Consider the following 18,956-nt stretch of genomic DNA (forward strand, 5'->3'; position numbering starts at 1 on the left):
ATTACAAATTTAGTTTTTTATTTAAGATATGACGGCAGTTCCATTGGTACTTCCATTAATAATACTTCAGTGTCTTCCACCGCTTCGATGTTAAAGCTCTGAGTATCCCAGATTCCCAATCCGTCTCTTTCATTCAGAACACGGTCTCCTATTTTTGCGCTTCCTTTCAACACAAACGCATAAACTCCGTTTCCTTTTTTGTTAAGCATATAATTTTTGCCGTTTCCTTTTGTAAAATTGGCTAAATTAAACCATGCATCCTGATGAATCCAAACTCCTTCATCATTTTTATTAGGAGATAAAATCTGTTGGAATCCGTTAATCTTTTCACCTTCCTTGATACTTTTTTGATCATATCTCGGTTCAACATCCAGTTCTTTTGGGAAAACCCAGATCTGTAGAAACTTTACCTCTTCATCTTTATTTTTATTATATTCACTGTGCTTAACACCTGTTCCGGCACTCATCACCTGGATTTCTCCTTTTTTGATCACAGCTGTAGTTCCCATTGAATCTTTATGTTCCAAATCTCCTTCCAAAGGAATGGAAATAATTTCCATATCCCTGTGCGGGTGCGTTCCGAATCCCATTCCCTGAGAAACGGTGTCATCGTTTAATACTCTTAAAACACCAAAATTCGTTCTGTCTCTGTTTTGATAGTTGGCAAAACTGAATGTATGGTAGGAATTTAACCATCCGTGATTGGCATGGCCTCTTGAATCTGCTTTATGATATACTGTTTTCATTTCTGTGATTATTTATGGTACAAATGTAAGACATGCAGGCAGTTTAAAAGTTGATGTAGGGTAAGAAAGGAAGTTTATGGGGTAAAAGAGTTGAGAAAGTAAAAATGGTGGATGGGTTGGAAACGCTAAGGCGCAAAGATTTTTATATTCCATATGTTTTAGGGCGCAAGGATTTTATCTGCGATAAAATTTCAAACTGTATACTATTTACTTCTTACTTCATAATTGAATGGACTAAATAGATTATATAAGTAAACGCAAACCTCTGTGTCATTTGTGAAATCTGTGGGAGACTATTACATTCTGTTATTTATTATAAATATGTGTTTCGGCTAAAGCCAATTAATAAACACCTTAAAAGAAAAGCGGGCTAAAGCCCGCTCCTATTGATATTTTGAATTTAAATTTATTCAATTTTTAAAAATGTACCTGCTTGATTTCTTCTTCAATTTCCTTAGGGGTTTCATCTTCTGATTTAACAAAAATCATGGTCACTACAGCTCCTATCAGCATGCAAACACCACCTACAACGACATAATCCATCGCTTGTTTTCCGAAAACACCACTTACAACCGGACCTCCGAATAGTCCATTGATGATCTGCGGAATCACAATAAAGAAATTGAATATTCCCATATAGACCCCCATTTTTCTTTGTGGAATGACTTCAATAAGCATAGCATAAGGCATTGCCAGGATACTTGCCCAAGCAAATCCTAAACCGATCATAGAGATCCATAGGTTATTGACATCTTTAATGAAATACATTGAAACAAGTCCAACACCTCCACACAATAAAGCTAAGGCATGAGTCTGCTTTTTACCGATCAGTTTCGCTATGGGTGTCAATAGAAATGCAAACGGAATTGCCCACAGATTGTACATTCCGAAAAGCTTCCCTGTTAAATCCCCTGCATCATTAAATGCTTTGGAGTGGGTATCTTCCGGAGAAAGTCCAAAATGATGTGTTGCCAGTGCACTGGTCGTAAATACCCACATGGTAAATAATGCAAACCAGGAAAAGAACTGAACGATTCCCAGCTTTTTCATCTGTGTAGGAATTGCAGCAAAATCTTTGAAGATATCTGAAAACTTAGACTCCTGTTGTTCTACCTCTTTTCCATCTTCAAAATCAGCGAATTCCTGTGGAGAATACTCTCTGGTTGTCATGATGGTGTACAAAATTGAGATGATAAGCAATCCTGCCCCTATATAAAAGGAGTAAATAACGTTATCTGCCACAAATCCCGCCGGGGCTTCGTTGGAAATTCCCATTTTCGTTAACCAATCCGGCAGATAAGAGCCCAATACAGCTCCGATTCCAATCAGAATGGTCTGCACCGAAAATCCTATTGTCCCCTGATGTTTCGGAAGCATATCTCCTACCAAAGCACGGAAAGGCTCCATTGCAATATTTACGGAAGCATCCATCATGGCGAGGAATATTACAGCTAACAAAAGCGCATTGGCGGCAAACATTTGAGTAACGGAAGCTGCATTAGGAAGTAGAACCAATCCTATTGCACACAAAACAGCTCCAATCAGGAAATAAGGTTTTCTTCTTCCCAATGGACTCCAGGTATTGTCTCCCATATGCCCGATGATAGGCTGAACAATCAAACCTGTAACGGGAGCAACGAGCCAGAACCAGGATAACTCATGAACATCGGCTCCTAAATTACCAAGAATACGGCTTGCATTTCCATTTTGTAATCCGAACGCCATTTGAATTCCAAGGAATCCCATACTCATGTTAATAATCTGGAGCATGGATAAGTTTGGTTTTTTTCTTTTTCCAAATGGCCCCGAATCATATCTCCCTACCATTTCTGCCATTATGACCTCAGTTTTTGAATTAATGCATCTTCGATAGGTGTTTTTTCAACCACCACTTTATCTACCACCTCATTAGGAACAGTCACAGAAAGAACGTATTGTTTTACCTTCCAGCTTCCGTTGATTTTTTCTACCACTCCGGAACCTCTGCATATTTTCATCTGGGTATCCAATAGTTCATCGAACCACGCCAGTTTTCCATCTTTGCTGAAGTAAATATTTCTTTTAAGGGCTTTAAAATTCCAGGTTTTCTTTTTGTCGAAATAAGGTTTTGCCCATACCATGAATTCTTTTTTATTCCATATTTCGGTAGCGTCTGTTCCAATGAAGGTAGATTCATCCGCAAAGAAATTAAAATATGCATTGTAATCTGCTTTTGCCGCAGCTACGTTGAATGCATCCAGCATAGTACTGATTTCCGATTTTTCTTTTTCAAATACGGTCTTCGACTGAGCATTCAATAAAGAAAATCCCAGTACAAAAAGGATTAATGTATAAGCAGTCGTTAGTTTTTTCATATGTATTAATTATTTTTCAAGTTCAATGATGAATGGAGTTTTTGCAGAAACATTTATAGTATTTTGCAACATAAATTCTTTTCCTGAAATAACTTCTTTTCCTTTTGTAAATCCATTAAGCGATTCGGCAAATCTTTTCAAGTCTAACGTCTGATCTTTTTCATTATTGTTGATGACCACCATTACACTTTCTTTTTCATTGTATCTGAAGTATACAAAAACTCCATCCTGAGGAACGAAATTTTTAGTTTTCCCATTATGGATTACGTCTTTGCCTTTTCTCCAGTTTAATAATTTTTGAGTAAACTGGAAAAATTCTTTTTGCTCCTGAGTCTGAGCAGATGGATTGAAGGCATTCTGAGAATCAGACTTCCAGCCTCCCGGAAAATCTCTCCGGATATCTGCATCACCTCCTTTCGTCTTATCTCCTCTCATTCCTATTTCTGATCCGTAATAGATCTGTGGAGTTCCCCTTACTGTTGAGATCAGAGTAAGTCCTATTTTGTAAGCATCAGGATTTGCATTAAAGATTTCATTCCATCTTTCTGTGTCATGATTTTCAAAGAAAACCAGGAGATTATTGATATCCCGATAAAGGAAATCACTGGTAAAGGAATCGTAAATCCGGATCATGCCTTTATCCCAACCTTCTTTTTCTTTAAGAGCTTTAGGCATATTTTCAAACAGCATAAAATCCATTACCGAGGGCAAATTTGAATTGTATCCTTCTATTTCTCCTATTTTCGAATTTTTCTGCCATGCTGCAATTTGTGCTGCCGTATAAAGCCAGGTTTCTCCAACGATATTGAATTTCGGATATTCATCGGTAATGGCCTTAGCCCATTTTGACATGGCATCTTTATCGTTATAAGGATAGGTATCCACACGGAACCCTCCCAATTCTGCATATTCTATCCACCAGATTGCATTTTGAATGAGATATTTCAGAACCAGTGGATTTTTTTGATTAATATCCGGCATGGTGGTGTCAAACCATCCGTCCAGCGCATATTTTTTATCAATATCTGAAGCATTGGTATCGAATTGCGTTGTCGTTTTATAATTGGAACGTTTAAATCCTTTCTCGCCTTCATCAAACCAATGTATCCAGTCTTTTGAAGGAAGGTCTTTGATCATCCAGTGTGAGCCACCCCAATGATTGGTCACATAATCCATCACCAGCATCATATTTCGTTTATTCAGCTCTTTGGATAAAGTTTTATAATCCTCATTCGTTCCGTATCGGCCATCAATTTTATACAGATCTGTCTGGGCATATCCGTGATAAGAATACACTTTTTCATTGTCTTCATTTACCGGAGTCAGCCAGACTGCTGTAGCTCCCAGATTCTGAATATAGTCAAGATGATTGATGATACCGCTGAGATCTCCGCCATGTCTTCCATTAGGCAGAGTGCGATCTGCTTTTTCTGTAAGTTCCGGTCTTGAATCATTTTTTTCATTGCCATTGGCAAAGCGATCCGGCATGATAAGATACATAACATCTTTTGAGGTAAACGATTCGCGGTTGGCAGATCCGGGATTCCTTTGCTTCAGTTCATAGGCATAGGAACTTAGATTTTTATTGCCTTTTTTAATCGTAATAGTAAACTTCGGAACATTTATTTCGTTGGTGTTTACAGTAATAAAAACATAATTCGGATTATCAACTTTCCGGATGTCTTTGATCTGTATTCCATCTGAAAGTGCAATCTCGTTATGGGCAACGTTTTTTCCATACACAAGAATCTGAAGTTCGGGATTTTTCATTCCTTTCCACCAGAAAGCCGGCTCTATTTTTTCCAACACTTTTTGGGAAAAGGCTGCAGAAGCTATTGAAAGGGCTAATGCTGCAAATATTGTCTTCATATTAGTGTTCAATTTAGCATTTAATTTTCATATAAACATTCAAAATATAGTAGAATGTCCCTTTTTTTCATCCTGACAACTGCAATTTTTCAAAATTTGGCATTCATTTTTTAACTTTTAGAGAAAAAACTTAAATTTTTCATAAAAAATTCATCCTAAAAGTTAATTTATCCCCCTTTTTATTTTTAGTTTTACAGAAAAAATGTTTGATTTCAGTAGTATGTTCCAAGCTGAGGGGCCAGATGTTGTTTACACATGGACCATCCCTGTGTTTGCTGTGATTATTTTTGTAGAAATGGCTTACAGCCACTTTAATAAAGAGAAAATTTACGAAACTAAAGATGTAGCAACCAATGTTCTTTTTGCTTTGCTCAACTATGGGTTAGATATCATCATGAAAGGGTTCTCTTTGTTTGTCATGATGTTTTTTTATCATCACCGTATTTTCGACTGGCAAGAGGGAATCTGGTATTGGATTGCTGTATTTCTCGCTCAGGATTTCGCTTATTATGTTCATCATTATGTAGATCATCACTCGCGTGTCTTCTGGGCTGTACATATTACCCATCACAATTCTGATTATTTTAACATCAGTACGGGATTCAGAAGTCCTGTTTTTCAACCTTTGTACAGGTATTTGTTTTTCTCTCCATTAGCATTTATGGGCTTTCATCCATGGCATATTCTGGTTGCGTATTCTGCTATACAGATTTATGGCACTTTTGTTCATACACAATCTATTAAAAGCATGGGATTTTTAGAATATATCCTGGTTACTCCTTCTCATCATAGAGTACATCATGCTTGTAATATCAAATATCTGGACCGTAATATGGGAATGGGGCTCATTATCTGGGATAAGATTTTTGGAACATTCGAAAAGGAGGATCCTGAGGTTCCTGTGAAATATGGCATTTATCCTAAGATGGAGTCTAAAGATCCGGCAACAACTCTATTCTATGAATGGCGAAGAATAGGAAAAGATATCAGGCAGCCGGGACTTTCCTTCAAAGACCGTGTTAAGTATCTTTTTAACTCCCCGGGATGGAGGCATGACGGTACAGGTAAAACAGTAAAGCAGTTTCAAAAGGAATATCTTGAGAAAATAAAAAATAAGACTTCTGCGGTAAAAAAAGAGCCAGTTCCAGAAACAGAATATGAATATACTGAAGCATTGGATAAGTAAAAAAGATAACCCCGGATCCTGAAAATTCAATGATCCGGGGCACCTTAGTGTATCTTCAAATTATTTTACAGGCTTAATAGAAATTGCGAAACCGCCGCTTCTTACCATTTTAAAATTAATTTTTGACTTGGCTGTAATTTCTTTCTTATAGATATTATAGCTTTGAGGATTATCAATATAATCAGCATCTTTTCCATCTTCATAGATCGTTGCTTCATATTTCTTTCCTTTATCCAGGAATGAGAAGTCTACCGTATATTCACGTTTGTTTTCATCGGTAATACCTCCTACAAACCAGTTTTCAGTTCCTTTTGCTTTTCTTGCTGTAATCACATAATCACCAGGTTCAGCGGATAAGATTTTTGTATCATCCCAATCTGCTGCTACATCCTTGATAAACTGGAATGCATCCATATGCTTTTTGTAGTTTTCAGGAAGATCTGCAGCCATCTGAAGCGGCATATACATGGTTACATAAAGAGCCAATTGTTTTACCAGAGTAGTTTTTACGAAACGGTTATCTCCAGGGAAATAATAGTCTAACTTCGTCTGGAAAATACCTGGTGTATAATCCATAGAACCTCCCATCCATCTTGTAAACGGAAGAACTGTCTGGTGATCAGGCTTGTTTCCTCCGAATGCTTCATATTCTGTTCCACGTGCTGCTTCTGCAGAGATGTAGTTCGGGTAGGTACGGCTTTCTCCTGTAGGACGTACGGATTCGTGAGAATTCACCATGATTTTATAGTCGTTTGCTTTTTCTGCAATTCTATAATAATGATTAATGGTCCATTGAGAGTAATGGTGTTCTCCTCTAGGAATGATATCTCCTACATATCCTGTTTTCACAGCATCATAACCGTATTTATTCATCGTTTGGAATGCTTTATCTGCCCATCTTTCGTAGTTTGTTGCAGAACCTGAAGTTTCATGGTGCATGATCAGCTTAATTCCTTTTGAATGCGCATATTCATTCAACATTTTGATATCGAAATCCGGGTAAGGGGTAATGAAATCGAAAACAAATTCTTTTGAGTGTCCGAACCAGTCTTCCCAGCCGATATTCCAGCCTTCAATCAATAATCCCTGGAATCCGTTTTCTGCAGCAAAGTCAATATATTCTTTAACTTTTGTATTGTTTGCAGCGTGTTTTCCGTTTGGAGTCAATTTAGCAAAATCTGTTTTACCTAAATGAACATTTTCAGCAGTAGAATATGCCCACTGAGATTTCCCGATGATCATTTCCCACCAGACCCCCATGTATTTTGTAGGGTGAATGTAAGAAGTATCGGTGTATTTTGTAGGCTCATTAAGGTTAAAGATCATTTTAGAATCCATTACCTGCTCTGCTTTCGGAGCTACAATAATTGTTCTCCAAGGGGTTACTGACGGCGTTTGAATATATCCTTTTGCTCCCTGTCTGTCAGCCGTCAAATGCGTTTTGAATTTATAATTCTGAGCATCTACTTCCAGGTGTGAAGCCGGATAATCTAATACCGCAGCTTCAGCAACGTTGATATATAAAGGCTCTTTTCCTTCTTTTTTAAGCATCAGCGGAGACTGAACTGCATTTTTCACCAATGACTGTGAAGCATTCGCATCAAATGCTTTGTCCCATTTTGAAGGAATTTCAGAAACTTTTGTTTCCTGATACTGGTATTCCTGAGAGTCATAATCTGCTACCATCCACCATGCTTTCATGTCGGTAGGGAAATCGATTTCAGAGTCTTCTTCTCTGATCACAAAATAATTAAGGTTCTTTTGCTGTGGGAATTCATATCGGAATCCTAATCCATCATTAAACAATCTGAACTTTACCACAATACTTCTGTCTGTAGAAGCCTGATTAAGGGTAACCGCCAGCTCGTTGTAATGATTGATATAGTTTTTCTTTTCTCCTAAAACCGGCTGCCAGGTTTCATTTTTGGAGTCTCTTTTTTCATCTGTTTTTGCAAAACCGTTATTCAGATCGTATTTTGCATCTTCTGATTTGGCTATTTCAGAAGCAAATTTTATGGCTGTGTCTTTAAATAATCTCAATCCCAATTTAGAATCTTCAACTACTACTGCACCGTTGTATTTCAGGTTATAGTAAGGTACTCCTTCTTTCAGCTGAAAACTCATTTCAAACTTCCCGTCCGGAGATTTTAAAGATTGGGCTTTCACACCTGTAAACATCATTGAGAGCAAAAGCGCTCCAACTGTAATTTTCTTCATAATGACTATTTATTAACTTTAAAAATAGATAAAGTGCTGCGATAAAGCAGCACTTTGCTTTATTATCAGATTAATTTATTATAATGGTTTTATTGTATAAACTCCTAGTTTAACATCTACTGTAATTTTATAATTTCCTCCTGTACCGTCAAACTTGATATTTCCATTACTTCCTTTTGGCCCCAAGTATCCTGTATTTCCATCAGCTGTTATATTACCCCAGTCTAAATCGCCGAAACTCTGCTGACCAAGAAATTTAAATTCAGAAGCTGCCGGAAGAGCAATTGTATGTTCAAATTTTCCATTTCCTAAACTATTCATTGGAATTGCAGTAGCAGCATTCCATCCGTTAATAGTGCCTACCAGATACATATTTGCAGGATTCCAATTATTAACAGGTGATGGAGTTACAGTAATTGATTTTTGTGTAGCGTCTGCATCAATAACTATTTTATACATTCCTGTTGTTCCAGTAAACTGAATATTTTCAGCTGGTGATGCCAATAAATTGTTTGACCAGGTTTTAAAATACTTATAACTCATCCCTGCAGCATCTAAACTATAATTGAGAGGACTCCAATCCTGTTGTCCCAAAAATCTAAATGATTTTCCATTTTCCAGATAAGTATATATTGTAGAATAATTGTCTTTTTTATAAAGAAGCTGTGCTGTAGCTGCATTCCAGCCCACAGCAGAGGCATCACCTACAAGATAAAATGACGGATAAGCAGTCGTATAAGGTGTTACTGTAATGGTAACAGCGTTAGAAGTAATTGCTGTATTCTCTCCTAGTTTTGAAGAAAGTCTCACTTCCACATCAGCTGCTGTTTCAGGAATCAAACCTGCATCTAATACATAGTTATTAAAATCAGCTACTGTAAATGTTACTTTAGTTGCCCCATCATTCATATCTACATTTTTAGGATTAGCAAAGTTAGTTCCTTTAACAGCAATCTGAAGCTGATTCTTCTGAGCAACCGCAACGCCATAATCTGGAGCTTTCCAATTGAATGTAACTGCAGGCTGTGAAGCATTATCTTTAAGTAAAACCAAGCTTGTTTTATCTGAAGTAAGACTAGACGCGGAAGGATTTCCCAATACTGCTCTATCTTCATCTTTCTCACAGGAAACAACTAAAAATCCTAAAACAAGAAGTGTAAATATTTTAAATAAATTTTTCATTGTAATCAATTTTTTTAAATTAATATCCAGGATTTTGAACCAGGTTTGGATTAGCAATAATATCTTTTGCAGGAATAGGATAAAGATTTCTATAGTCTTCTACACTTTTTCCGTCTTTAACACCTCCTTTCCAAGGCCATAAATATGAAGCAGTCGTAAATTTACCATAACGGATAAGGTCTGTTCTTCTTGTCATTTCCCATCCAAGTTCTCTTCCTCTCTCATCCAGTATATAATCTGTATTAATTGAAGCAACGGTTCCGGCGCCTGCACGTGTTCTTAGAGCGTTTACATATCCAAGGGCTGTAGCAGCATTTCCACCACTTCCACCTCTTAAAGTAGCTTCTGCATACATTAAATAAACATCAGCCAGCCTGAATAATGGAACATCTGTATCGCAGAAGTTACCTGCAGCATCAGATCCTGGTTTTCCTGCGCTTGTCAGGTTTTTGTATTTAACAAAACCATACCCATCAGTAAAGACTCCTAGGTCATTGATTTCAAGATTTTGTCCATCCGTATAGAAATTACCTCTCTGATCCGAAGGAGATCCTGCAAATAAATTCACATAAGCTTTTGTAGTTCTTAGACCTCCCCAGCCTCCACTGATCCCGAAGCTTGAAGCAGGCATACTTCCTCCTACTCCGGCATGAATCAGATAAGTGGTACCCCCTGATGTCTGAATATGAACACCGTCGAATGCAATTGGAAGAATAACTTCAGGATTATTTTTATCATTATCCGCAAGGAATAAATCTGCAAATTTTGTTTTCAAAGAATACCCTGACTGAATTATTTTATTACAATACGTAATACAGTCTGTATAATGATTAGATCCATTATAAACCTGAGAATTAAGATACAGACGAGCCAATAAAGCCCATGCAGCAGCTTTATCAACTCTTGCGTAAACATTTGCTTTAGGGTCTTTCAGGTCTCCGGATACTGCAAGCAATTCACTTTCTATAAAGTTAAATAACTCTGCCCTGGTAATTCTTTTAGGGGGAGTAACTGAGCCCGGCAAATAACTTTCGTCTACAAAAGGTACATTTCCAAACAAATCCAGTGCATAATAATATGATAATGCACGAAGATATCTTGCTTCCGCCCGCATATATTTTGCTTCCGTCAAATTAGTTCCAGTAATATTATTCGATGCTAATTTTTCATCAGTCACGTTTCTTAAAAACTCATTACTGGTAGCAATTTGCGTAAAAATTCTATAATAAGCTCCCTCCACAAACTCACTGGAAGAATCCCAGGTCATTTTATGAATAGTTTGTAAAGAACCATCATTCCATGCGATCACAGCTTCATCTGTTGGCAGTGTCTGCAGTGTATATAAAACTCTGGTATATTGTGAAAAGTTACCATCAATTCCGTTAATATCTGAGTTCCCTCCATTTGTATTCTGTCCTCCGTTTGCAAATCCCCCATAAATTTTTGCTAAAGCTAAGGGGTAATTTGCAAAATCAGTAAATACACTGGCAGAAGTAACATCCGTAATTGGCTGCTGCTCCAAATCATTCACACAAGATGTTGCAGTAAGAATACTGAATAAGGCTGCAACAGCTATTATATTTGTTTTAAATTGTTTCATTTTTCTCTTAAAATTGAAAGTTAAACCCTAAAGAATACACTTTTGGCATCTGATAATATCCATTGTCTATATTTCCAAATACTTCCGGATCTATCCCTGAATATTTGGTAATTACAAATACATTTTGAAGCATTGCATAAACTCTGATATTACTACCCTTATAGAAAACATCTTTAAAATTATACCCAGCATTAATATTATCTAATCTCAAGAAAGAAGCATTCTCTACAAAAATATCGGAGAAATATTGTGGGCTTGAAAATCTGTAATCTGCTGCAGTAGAATACACATTCTGCAGATAATTATTAGTTGTTAATGATTGAATAGAACTGTTGGAAGCCGCATTATTATATACATAATTTCCTAATACGGCTCTTGCACTTAAGCCAATATCCCAGTTATTGTGGGAAAATTTAGTATTAAATCCTATGATAGCATCCGGCTGTGTTGATTTATAATAATATCTGTCATTAACATCAATTTTACCGTCTCCGTTTCTATCCACATAGACCCCATCCAATGGTTTCCCACTGGCGTCATACACTTGTTGGAATACATAGAATGCATTAGGCTGACGTCCTACGGTGTGAGCTTGAATTGTATTATTCACTCCACCATCAATTCCTCCTACCAGAATTCTATATGAAGAATCTGCTCCGTTAATAAGCTTGGTAATTTTGGATTTATAATGTGTTGCATTAAAAGATACTTCCCATGTTGTATTTTCTTTTTTTACAGGAACAAATGCAACTGAAGCTTCTATACCTTTTGTCTGCATGTTACCAACATTCAAAAGGTTATGATTACTTAAATCTCCTGCTGCAATTGGTGAATCTACTATAAGGTCCTTCGTGTCTTTCTGATAAATATCAATGGAACCTGTGATTCTGTTTTTTGCAAAACCAAAATCAATACCAGCATTTTTTGTTGTCGTTATCTCCCAACCTAGATTTGGATTGTAAATTTCAGGTCTCATCATGAAAAAGAATTGATCCCCAAACTGGTATTCTGCTCCACTAAAACTCAAATTATAAGCAGCATAAGATGGATAGTTTCTCGGCTTATTTGTATCCAGTGTAGGAAGTTCCTGCTGTCCGGTTTTACCCCAGCCTGCTCTCAATTTTAAAACGTTGATCCCAGTATCTTTCAGGAAGTTTTCTTCATTAATTTTCCATGCAACAGAAACTCCTGGGAAGTTCCCCCAGACATTACTGCTGGTACCATTATAGAATCTTGAAGATCCATCTCTTCTTATGGAAGCTGAAATAATATATTTATTAGCTATCGTAAAAATACCTCTACCATAGAATGATAATAATACACTTTTCGTTTCAAAATCATTGGTAAATGTATTTTGCCCTCTTCCTTTAAAAGTAGTTGATCCCGGGATGATTGTATGAAAATCCTGATAAGCATATCCAGCAGTAAGATCAACAGTAGTAGAAATAGAAGAAATTGTTTTAAGATAATTTAAATAAGTTTCAAGCAACTTATTCTTTTTCTCCATAGTGTATTGATTATAGGTACCTAAATCACCAATTCCTGCTCTATATAAAGGGCTTACTGTTTTTGCACCATTACTTTTAGAATAGTCATAACCTGCATTTACATTAACATGCAAATCGGGTAAAAAGTGTAACTTATAATCTAATTGAATATTTCCTAATCCTCTCCAAAGAGAAGACACATCATGTACACCATTTAAAAGACCAACTGGGTTGGAGGTCCCATTTACATTAAGACCAGTAATATCATTATTAGGATCTGTCCATTCATAAAACCCTCCGTATTTTGTATTTCCCGAATAAACAGGTTGGGTAGGATCAAAATATGTAGCAGCCTTAATTACTTTATCATCCGTAAATCTATTGTCAGTGAAAGTACCTTTTGCATTTACATTTACGCTCAAATGATTATCAAAAAATTTAGGATTCAAATTTAATCCTACAGAAGTTCTTTTAAAAGAATTCGTTTTTACGATACCATTTTGATCATTATATCCAATTGATAGACGATATGGCAACCATTTAACACCTCCTGAAAATGCTAGATTATTATCTGTTCCCCATGCATTCTGATAAATAAGATCCTGCCAATTGGTATTAGCCGTACCCATTCTTGATGCATTATTGGCAACCGCAGCATTTGTTTTTGCAACATCATTTACAAATGATCTGTATTCATTAGCATCAAGGACATTCACATTATCCATTTTTGTAGAAACAGTGGTAAGAGTTGAAAAGTTAACTTTTAATCTACCTGCAGTTCCTTTTTTAGTCGTAATTAAGATAACACCATTAGATGCCCTGTTACCATAAATTGCCGTAGCCGAGGCGTCTTTAAGGATATCAAAACTTTCAATATCATTTGGGTTAATAAGCGATAAAGGATCCGATGCTCCGTTTATCCCTGTAAAATCCTGTGGCACACCATCAATCACAATTAATGGTGAATTCTCACCATTCAAGGAAGATGTTCCCCTTATCCGGATCTTGGTTCCGGATCCTGGTGCTCCACTGTTATTGGTAATCTGTACCCCTGGTGTTTTACCTTGGATCAGCTGCCCTGCAGAAGTTGCTCCTCCGTTGAAGTCTTTTGCTGTGACTGAAGTTATAGAACCGGTAAGATCAGATTTTTTCTGCTTTCCATACCCGATTAATACAACTTCCTCAATTTTCTTCTCCTGAAGAACAGAGTCTTTAGTCTGCGCATGCATTATTGTGCTGGCCAATAAAAAAGCGGGCGCAATTTTCAATACTGTTGTAAAATTATTCACAATCATATTTTTTTATAGTTTCGTTTTTTCAGTCTTAATTCGGCTTGTAGCCAGACTCGCAATTTAAAAAAAAAATAGAATTATCGTAATTTTAATATAATTTTAGTTAAAATTATGTATATTACGAAACACTTTTTAGTTAGTTTTTTAAATTTCAATAATTTGCACCGTCTTATGTATTGCATAGTATTTGTGTTAAATTAATATTTAGTTAAACAACCGTTTAACTTAAATTCATATTTAACCTTATAAAATTGCATTCTGCGTCATAATAACACCATCAATAGCGGTATTCAACAGATATTCCTTATCTTTGCAGTTAAAACTTTACTATAAATGTCAAACAGAAAGATGATTACGGCAGCTTTGCCTTATGCAAACGGGCCGGTTCATATAGGACATTTGGCAGGTGTTTATATTCCTGCGGATGTTTACGCAAGATTTCAGAGAAGATTAGGAAAAGATGTAGCGTTTATCTGTGGTTCAGATGAGCACGGAATTCCTATTACCATAAGAGCTAAAAAAGAAGGAGTTACTCCTCAGGATATTGTTGACAAATATCACGAGATCATAAAAAAATCTTTTGCTGATCTGGGAATTTCATTTGATGAATATTCAAGAACAACGTCTAAAAACCATTATGAAACCAGTCAGGATTTCTTTAAGGTATTATACGAAAAAGGAAAATTCACAGAAGAAATTTCTGAGCAGTATTTTGATGAGCAGGCGGGAGAATTCCTTGCTGACCGTTATATTGTAGGAACATGCCCTAATTGTGGTAACGAAAATGCTTACGGAGACCAGTGTGAGAAATGTGGTTCTACCCTTTCTCCTTCCGAGCTGATCAATCCGAAATCTATGCTTAGCGGAAATGTTCCTATTCTTAAAGAAACAAAGAACTGGTATCTGCCATTAAACGAATACGAAGGCTTCTTAAATGAGTGGATCATTGAAGGCCATAAAGACGACTGGAAACCTAACGTATACGGACAGGTTAAATCATGGCTGAATGACGGCCTTAAGCCTCGTGCGATGACCAGAGATCTGAACTGGGGTGTTCCGGTTCCGCTTCCGAATGCAGAAGGAAAAGTATTGTACGTATGGTTTGATGCTCCAATTGGTTATATTTCTTTCACCAAAGAATGGGCTGAGAAAAACGGAAAAGACTGGAAAGATTACTGGCAGAGCGAAAACAGTGATCTGGTACACTTTATCGGAAAGGATAATATTGTATTCCACTGTATTATTTTCCCTGCGATGATGAAGGCTCACGGAGATTATATCATGCCTAAAAATGTTCCTGCTTTTGAATTCCTGAACCTTGAGAACGACAAGATCTCTACTTCAAGAAACTGGGCAGTATGGGCTCATGAATATGTGGAAGACTTCCCTGGCCAACAGGATGTATTAAGATATGCTCTTCTTTCATCTGCTCCGGAAACAAAAGATAATAACTTTACATGGAAGGACTTCCAGACTAAGAATAATTCTGAATTGGTAGGTATCTTCGGAAACTTCATCAACAGAGTCGCTGTTCTTATTCATAAATATTATGACGGTGTTGTTCCGCAAGGAGATGTAAACAGTCCCGAATTGCAGGAAATAAATAAATCAGCAAAAGAAATCTCAGGATTCCTTGAAAATTATGAGTTCAGAAATTCACTAACTGCATTGATGAATCTTGCCCGTTTTGGAAACCAGTACCTTCAAACAGAAGAACCTTGGAAAACCATTAAGGACAACCCGGAAAAAGCAGCTCAGTCTTTATTCGTGGGAGCACAAATAGCTGTTGCTTTAGCTCAGTTATGTGAACCTTTCATGCCTTTCAGCTCTGAAAAGCTATTGAACATGTTCAACGTTGAAAAGAAAGACTGGAATACGATTGAAAGTCAAGCAGTTTTAATTGAAACAGGACATAAAATCAACGAATCATCTCTTCTTTTTACAAAAATTGAAGACAGCGTAATTGAAGCTCAAATCCAAAAACTGGAAGACACAAAACAAAACAATAAAAAAACAAACCCTAACGCAAACCCTATGAAAGAAGAGATCACGTTTGATGACTTTACTAAAATAGACCTTAGAACAGCAACCATTATAGAGGCTGAAAAAGTAGAAAAAGCAGATAAATTATTAAAACTTACTGTAGATACAGGGGTAGATGTAAGAACTGTTGTTTCTGGAATTGCAGAGAGCTTCACTCCTGAAGAAGTAATCGGTAAGCAGGTAATGATCCTGTTGAACCTTGCTCCTAGAAAAATCAGAGGAATTGAATCTCAGGGAATGTTATTATTAACAACAAAATCAGACGGAAAATTATCTTTCGTAACACCGGATGACAGCAATGTTGAGAACGGTATTGAGATCGGATAATTAAAATCCTTATAAAGACCACAGGCTGTTTCATTAGAGACAGCCTTTCTTTTAAATAATACTTATGGTCAATAAAAGTGTTTTAAGAAAGCTTTCCAATCAGGAATTAGAGGGATATTTAAAAGAAGGCAGCCGCTTTGTTCCGGAAGCCGTTCAGATTGCTTTTGAAATTCTGGAAGAAAGAGGACGTGTTTTCAGTGAAATGGAAAAAACAGCCGTTCAGCAATTGATTCAGAATAAAAAAGAAGAAGAGGAAGCAAAACGTACAGAAGAGGTAGAAGTCTGGAAAGACCATATCACAGAAGATCCGGAGGCTGTTAAGCTTTATTCTCGAAGGACTGTTTTTGTCAGCTCCGTTTTTTTCTCTCCAATTCCGGGGTCTATTTTATTGTTCCTTAATTTAGTCAAACTAAAAAAATACCATGCAAGCTTCTTAGCACTGGCATTTGGTTTTCTTTTTTTATGTTTCAAAAATATGTTCTGGTTTCCCATTTTGACTTTGGCACCACTTCCAGATACAGTCCCGAAATTGGAGTCGTTGCAGTAGGTGCTTTGGGCTTACTTGTCATCAGCGTTTTAGCAACTCCAAAAAAACTTCCTTACCGTGAATAATCTTATATTCTTCCAGTGATTTTATGTGCCGGAACCACTGTTCTGATGTATTTTTATTTTCAGGAATGGTTTTCTTTCTATCCGTTTGCAAGAGCCATCCATCTGTTCAGACAATAATAAGGAGCTGTTTCCCGCTATCCACTTTTACTCCTCGCCCCTGGCAAAGAGCCAACCGCATGCTGTGGGGTAACCGTTCCTATCGGGGCTAGCGAGAAGTACAAAAACAAAAATTGCCATCCTGCTCAGAGAATGACAATGTATTATTTGTTGAGATTGCTTCGCTTTCAGCTCGCAATGACTTATTATCAATTATTTCTTAGTGAGCTTTGCCAGGTAAGAATCTTCGTCTTTTAAAACTCTTTCTATTTTGAAGCCGTTATTTTCAGCCGCATTTTTCAAAGTATTGAAATCAAGGTACAGCCAGGTAATCGGTTCTTCAGATTCGCCTTTATAATGAACTATGTAATCCAGTTCTCCGTAATATCCACCTGCAGGAATATACACTCCGCCATCTTTATCGCGGTCGAACATATAAAGAATATCCGTACTGTCAATGAGAATCTGCCCTTTATCATTTAATAAAGTATGCAGCTTCTGAAGATAGGTATCTATTTTAGCAAGCTTTTCAAAAACTCCTGTACCGTTCATCAATAATAAAATCGTATCAAAAGTCTCTCCTGAAAACTCAAGCATATTTTTGGAAACTGCTTTCTTAATTCCTCTCAGCTGGCAGACTTCAATAGATTTTGGTGAAATATCCAATGCGATTACCTCAAGATTTCTTTCATTTTGAAGATATAAAGAATGAGAACCTGCACCCGCTCCGATATCCAGAACCTTTCCTTCGGATAAGTCCAGTGCTTTCTGTTCAATATCATTCATTTCTTCAAAATCTCTGAATAAATAATCCACCGGAAGTTCATCCAGCTCAGAAATTGATGTTTCAGTCTGCAGATCCTCCGGATTTTCATTGTGGTAATAATCCCAGATCGCTCTGCCCATTAAATCTTTCATAGTGCAAAGATAAGGGTTCGGGGTTCAATGTTCAAAGTTTTTAGTTGAATGTTGCTGGTTATGAGTTACTGGTTGCTGGTTGTTTTTGTTACTTGTCATTTCTTGGTCACCCGCAACTTTAAACTAAAAACTTTAAACTTTAAACTTTAAACCTTGAACCTTAAACTCTCTAATCCCTAAAACCTGCTATCTATCACCTATTTTCTGCCCCATCGAATCCTTCTCCCTATGTCTGTCCGCCTGCGATTCATTCTCTGCTACACCTGCTTTCCAGTAAGAATAAGCATATAATTCCTGTGAAGTCCAGTTTTTCTCTTTTCTCAGATAAGTACGGATTTCTTTTACGCTTGAAAATTCACAGGCAACGTAGCCAAATTTTTTAGTTTCGGGAAGATCAATGCTTTTTACGGCATTGGCAATTTCACTGCTGATCTGAGGTTGCGCATTGTGCAGCCATTTAAAATCAATCTGGGCTTTCGTTTCAAGCAGTTGTTCGTCTTCTTTTCCATGAACTTCGATGATACATATTCCTTTTGCTGTTTCAGGAAGAGTTTCCAGAATAGCACTGATCACCGGAATGGCAGTAGCGTCTCCCACCAACAGATACCAATCTGCAGCAGGATACAGTTCTTTTCCTTCCAAACGCATCATGACTCCAAGCTTTGAACCCGCTTCAGCTTCCCTCACCCATTTGGAGGCAGGCCCACCGTCTCCGTGATCTACAAAGTCGATGATCAATTCGTTTTTCTCCAGATCAATTCCTCTGTGGGTATAGGTTCTGATGGCTGGAGCCACTTCTTTAGGCGGGTATGTCCACTGATGATTTTCATCCAGTGTCGGGAAATGAATCTCATTCAAACCAACTGGAGGAACTGCAATCTTATTATTGTCTCCCACCATAGTATTTTTGAACAACTGAACTTCCGGTGAATACAAATACACTCTGATAAAATGGTCAGTAATGTATTCTTTTCTGGTTACTTCGGCAACAATCTGCCCTGTTGAAATTTTAGCCATAACTGATTTT

The 18,956-nt window shown here is 37.0% G+C and carries 13 protein-coding genes; 3 read left to right on the forward strand and 10 right to left on the reverse strand.

What is annotated here, in order from left to right; all coding sequences use genetic code 11:
• Window positions 1-17: 17 nt before the first annotated feature.
• The 4 genes from ACPF63_RS13365 to ACPF63_RS13380 form a co-directional block, all read right to left on the reverse strand.
• Window positions 18-746 carry a pirin family protein gene (locus ACPF63_RS13365; RefSeq protein WP_077414992.1) on the reverse strand — a complete coding sequence of 243 codons (729 nt, stop codon included), beginning with the start codon at window positions 744-746 and terminating at the stop codon, window positions 18-20.
• Between the two features lie 417 nt (window positions 747-1,163).
• Window positions 1,164-2,582: an MFS transporter gene (locus ACPF63_RS13370; protein WP_077414994.1), complete on the reverse strand. Its 1,419-nt coding sequence runs from the start codon at window positions 2,580-2,582 to the stop codon at window positions 1,164-1,166.
• A complete protein-coding gene (locus tag ACPF63_RS13375) occupies window positions 2,582-3,100 on the reverse strand; it encodes a nuclear transport factor 2 family protein (RefSeq protein ID WP_426480245.1) in 519 nt (172 codons plus the stop codon). Before ACPF63_RS13375 ends, ACPF63_RS13370 begins: the two co-directional genes overlap by 1 nt.
• A 9-nt stretch (window positions 3,101-3,109) precedes the next feature.
• Entirely contained in the window at window positions 3,110-4,969 is a 1,860-nt protein-coding gene (locus tag ACPF63_RS13380) for a glycoside hydrolase family 13 protein (protein WP_426480246.1), read from the reverse strand.
• A 202-nt stretch (window positions 4,970-5,171) separates the two neighbouring features.
• On the opposite strand from ACPF63_RS13380, the gene ACPF63_RS13385 reads away from it, so the two are divergent.
• On the forward strand, window positions 5,172-6,155 hold the full coding sequence (locus tag ACPF63_RS13385; RefSeq protein ID WP_077415000.1) for a sterol desaturase family protein: 984 nt from the start codon (window positions 5,172-5,174) through the stop codon (window positions 6,153-6,155).
• Window positions 6,156-6,215: 60 nt separating this feature from the next.
• Here the strand turns inward: ACPF63_RS13385 and ACPF63_RS13390 are convergent, their stop codons facing one another.
• The 4 genes from ACPF63_RS13390 to ACPF63_RS13405 all read right to left on the reverse strand — a co-directional run bounded on the left by ACPF63_RS13390 (window position 6,216) and on the right by ACPF63_RS13405 (window position 13,930).
• Entirely contained in the window at window positions 6,216-8,372 is a 2,157-nt protein-coding gene (locus ACPF63_RS13390; RefSeq protein WP_426480247.1) for a glycoside hydrolase family 97 protein, read from the reverse strand.
• Window positions 8,373-8,450: 78 nt separating this feature from the next.
• Window positions 8,451-9,554, reverse strand: a complete 1,104-nt coding sequence (locus tag ACPF63_RS13395) for a SusE domain-containing protein (protein WP_426480248.1) — start codon at window positions 9,552-9,554, stop codon at window positions 8,451-8,453.
• A gap of 19 nt (window positions 9,555-9,573) precedes the next feature.
• Entirely contained in the window at window positions 9,574-11,154 is a 1,581-nt protein-coding gene (locus ACPF63_RS13400) for a RagB/SusD family nutrient uptake outer membrane protein (protein ID WP_426480249.1), read from the reverse strand.
• A 7-nt stretch (window positions 11,155-11,161) separates the two neighbouring features.
• A complete protein-coding gene (locus ACPF63_RS13405; protein WP_426480250.1) occupies window positions 11,162-13,930 on the reverse strand; it encodes a SusC/RagA family TonB-linked outer membrane protein in 2,769 nt (922 codons plus the stop codon).
• 336 nt (window positions 13,931-14,266) lie between these two features.
• Here ACPF63_RS13405 and metG point away from each other — a divergent pair, with 336 nt between their 5' ends.
• Together metG and ACPF63_RS13415 are read left to right on the forward strand one after the other, a co-directional pair.
• Window positions 14,267-16,303, forward strand: coding sequence for a methionine--tRNA ligase (metG, locus tag ACPF63_RS13410; protein ID WP_426480251.1), 2,037 nt, complete (start codon window positions 14,267-14,269; stop codon window positions 16,301-16,303).
• A 64-nt stretch (window positions 16,304-16,367) separates the two neighbouring features.
• Window positions 16,368-16,850 carry a hypothetical protein gene (locus ACPF63_RS13415; RefSeq protein ID WP_426480252.1) on the forward strand — a complete coding sequence of 161 codons (483 nt, stop codon included), beginning with the start codon at window positions 16,368-16,370 and terminating at the stop codon, window positions 16,848-16,850.
• 374 nt (window positions 16,851-17,224) lie between these two features.
• Here ACPF63_RS13415 and ACPF63_RS13420 read toward each other — a convergent pair whose 3' ends face one another.
• Both ACPF63_RS13420 and ACPF63_RS13425 read right to left on the reverse strand, forming a co-directional pair.
• Entirely contained in the window at window positions 17,225-17,929 is a 705-nt protein-coding gene (locus tag ACPF63_RS13420) for a class I SAM-dependent methyltransferase (RefSeq protein WP_077415014.1), read from the reverse strand.
• A 186-nt stretch (window positions 17,930-18,115) separates the two neighbouring features.
• Window positions 18,116-18,946, reverse strand: a complete 831-nt coding sequence (locus ACPF63_RS13425) for a siderophore-interacting protein (protein ID WP_426480253.1) — start codon at window positions 18,944-18,946, stop codon at window positions 18,116-18,118.
• Window positions 18,947-18,956: the final 10 nt, after the last annotated feature.

Origin of the sequence: Chryseobacterium sp. R2ACT005 (assembly GCF_049949215.1) — a bacterium.
Lineage (GTDB): Bacteria > Bacteroidota > Bacteroidia > Flavobacteriales > Weeksellaceae > Chryseobacterium.

Excerpts from the sequence above, each read along its gene's own strand:
- metG (WP_426480251.1), top strand. The coding sequence starts at position 14,267 with ATGTCAAACAGAAAGATGATTACGGCAGCTTTGCCTTATGCAAACGGG.
- ACPF63_RS13425 (WP_426480253.1), bottom strand. The coding sequence starts at position 18,946 with ATGGCTAAAATTTCAACAGGGCAGATTGTTGCCGAAGTAACCAGAAAA.
- ACPF63_RS13375 (WP_426480245.1), bottom strand. The coding sequence starts at position 3,100 with ATGAAAAAACTAACGACTGCTTATACATTAATCCTTTTTGTACTGGGA.
- ACPF63_RS13420 (WP_077415014.1), bottom strand. The coding sequence starts at position 17,929 with ATGAAAGATTTAATGGGCAGAGCGATCTGGGATTATTACCACAATGAA.
- ACPF63_RS13365 (WP_077414992.1), bottom strand. The coding sequence starts at position 746 with ATGAAAACAGTATATCATAAAGCAGATTCAAGAGGCCATGCCAATCAC.
- ACPF63_RS13390 (WP_426480247.1), bottom strand. The coding sequence starts at position 8,372 with ATGAAGAAAATTACAGTTGGAGCGCTTTTGCTCTCAATGATGTTTACA.
- ACPF63_RS13400 (WP_426480249.1), bottom strand. The coding sequence starts at position 11,154 with ATGAAACAATTTAAAACAAATATAATAGCTGTTGCAGCCTTATTCAGT.
- ACPF63_RS13395 (WP_426480248.1), bottom strand. The coding sequence starts at position 9,554 with ATGAAAAATTTATTTAAAATATTTACACTTCTTGTTTTAGGATTTTTA.
- ACPF63_RS13385 (WP_077415000.1), top strand. The coding sequence starts at position 5,172 with ATGTTTGATTTCAGTAGTATGTTCCAAGCTGAGGGGCCAGATGTTGTT.
- ACPF63_RS13415 (WP_426480252.1), top strand. The coding sequence starts at position 16,368 with ATGGTCAATAAAAGTGTTTTAAGAAAGCTTTCCAATCAGGAATTAGAG.
- ACPF63_RS13370 (WP_077414994.1), bottom strand. The coding sequence starts at position 2,582 with ATGGCAGAAATGGTAGGGAGATATGATTCGGGGCCATTTGGAAAAAGA.
- ACPF63_RS13380 (WP_426480246.1), bottom strand. The coding sequence starts at position 4,969 with ATGAAGACAATATTTGCAGCATTAGCCCTTTCAATAGCTTCTGCAGCC.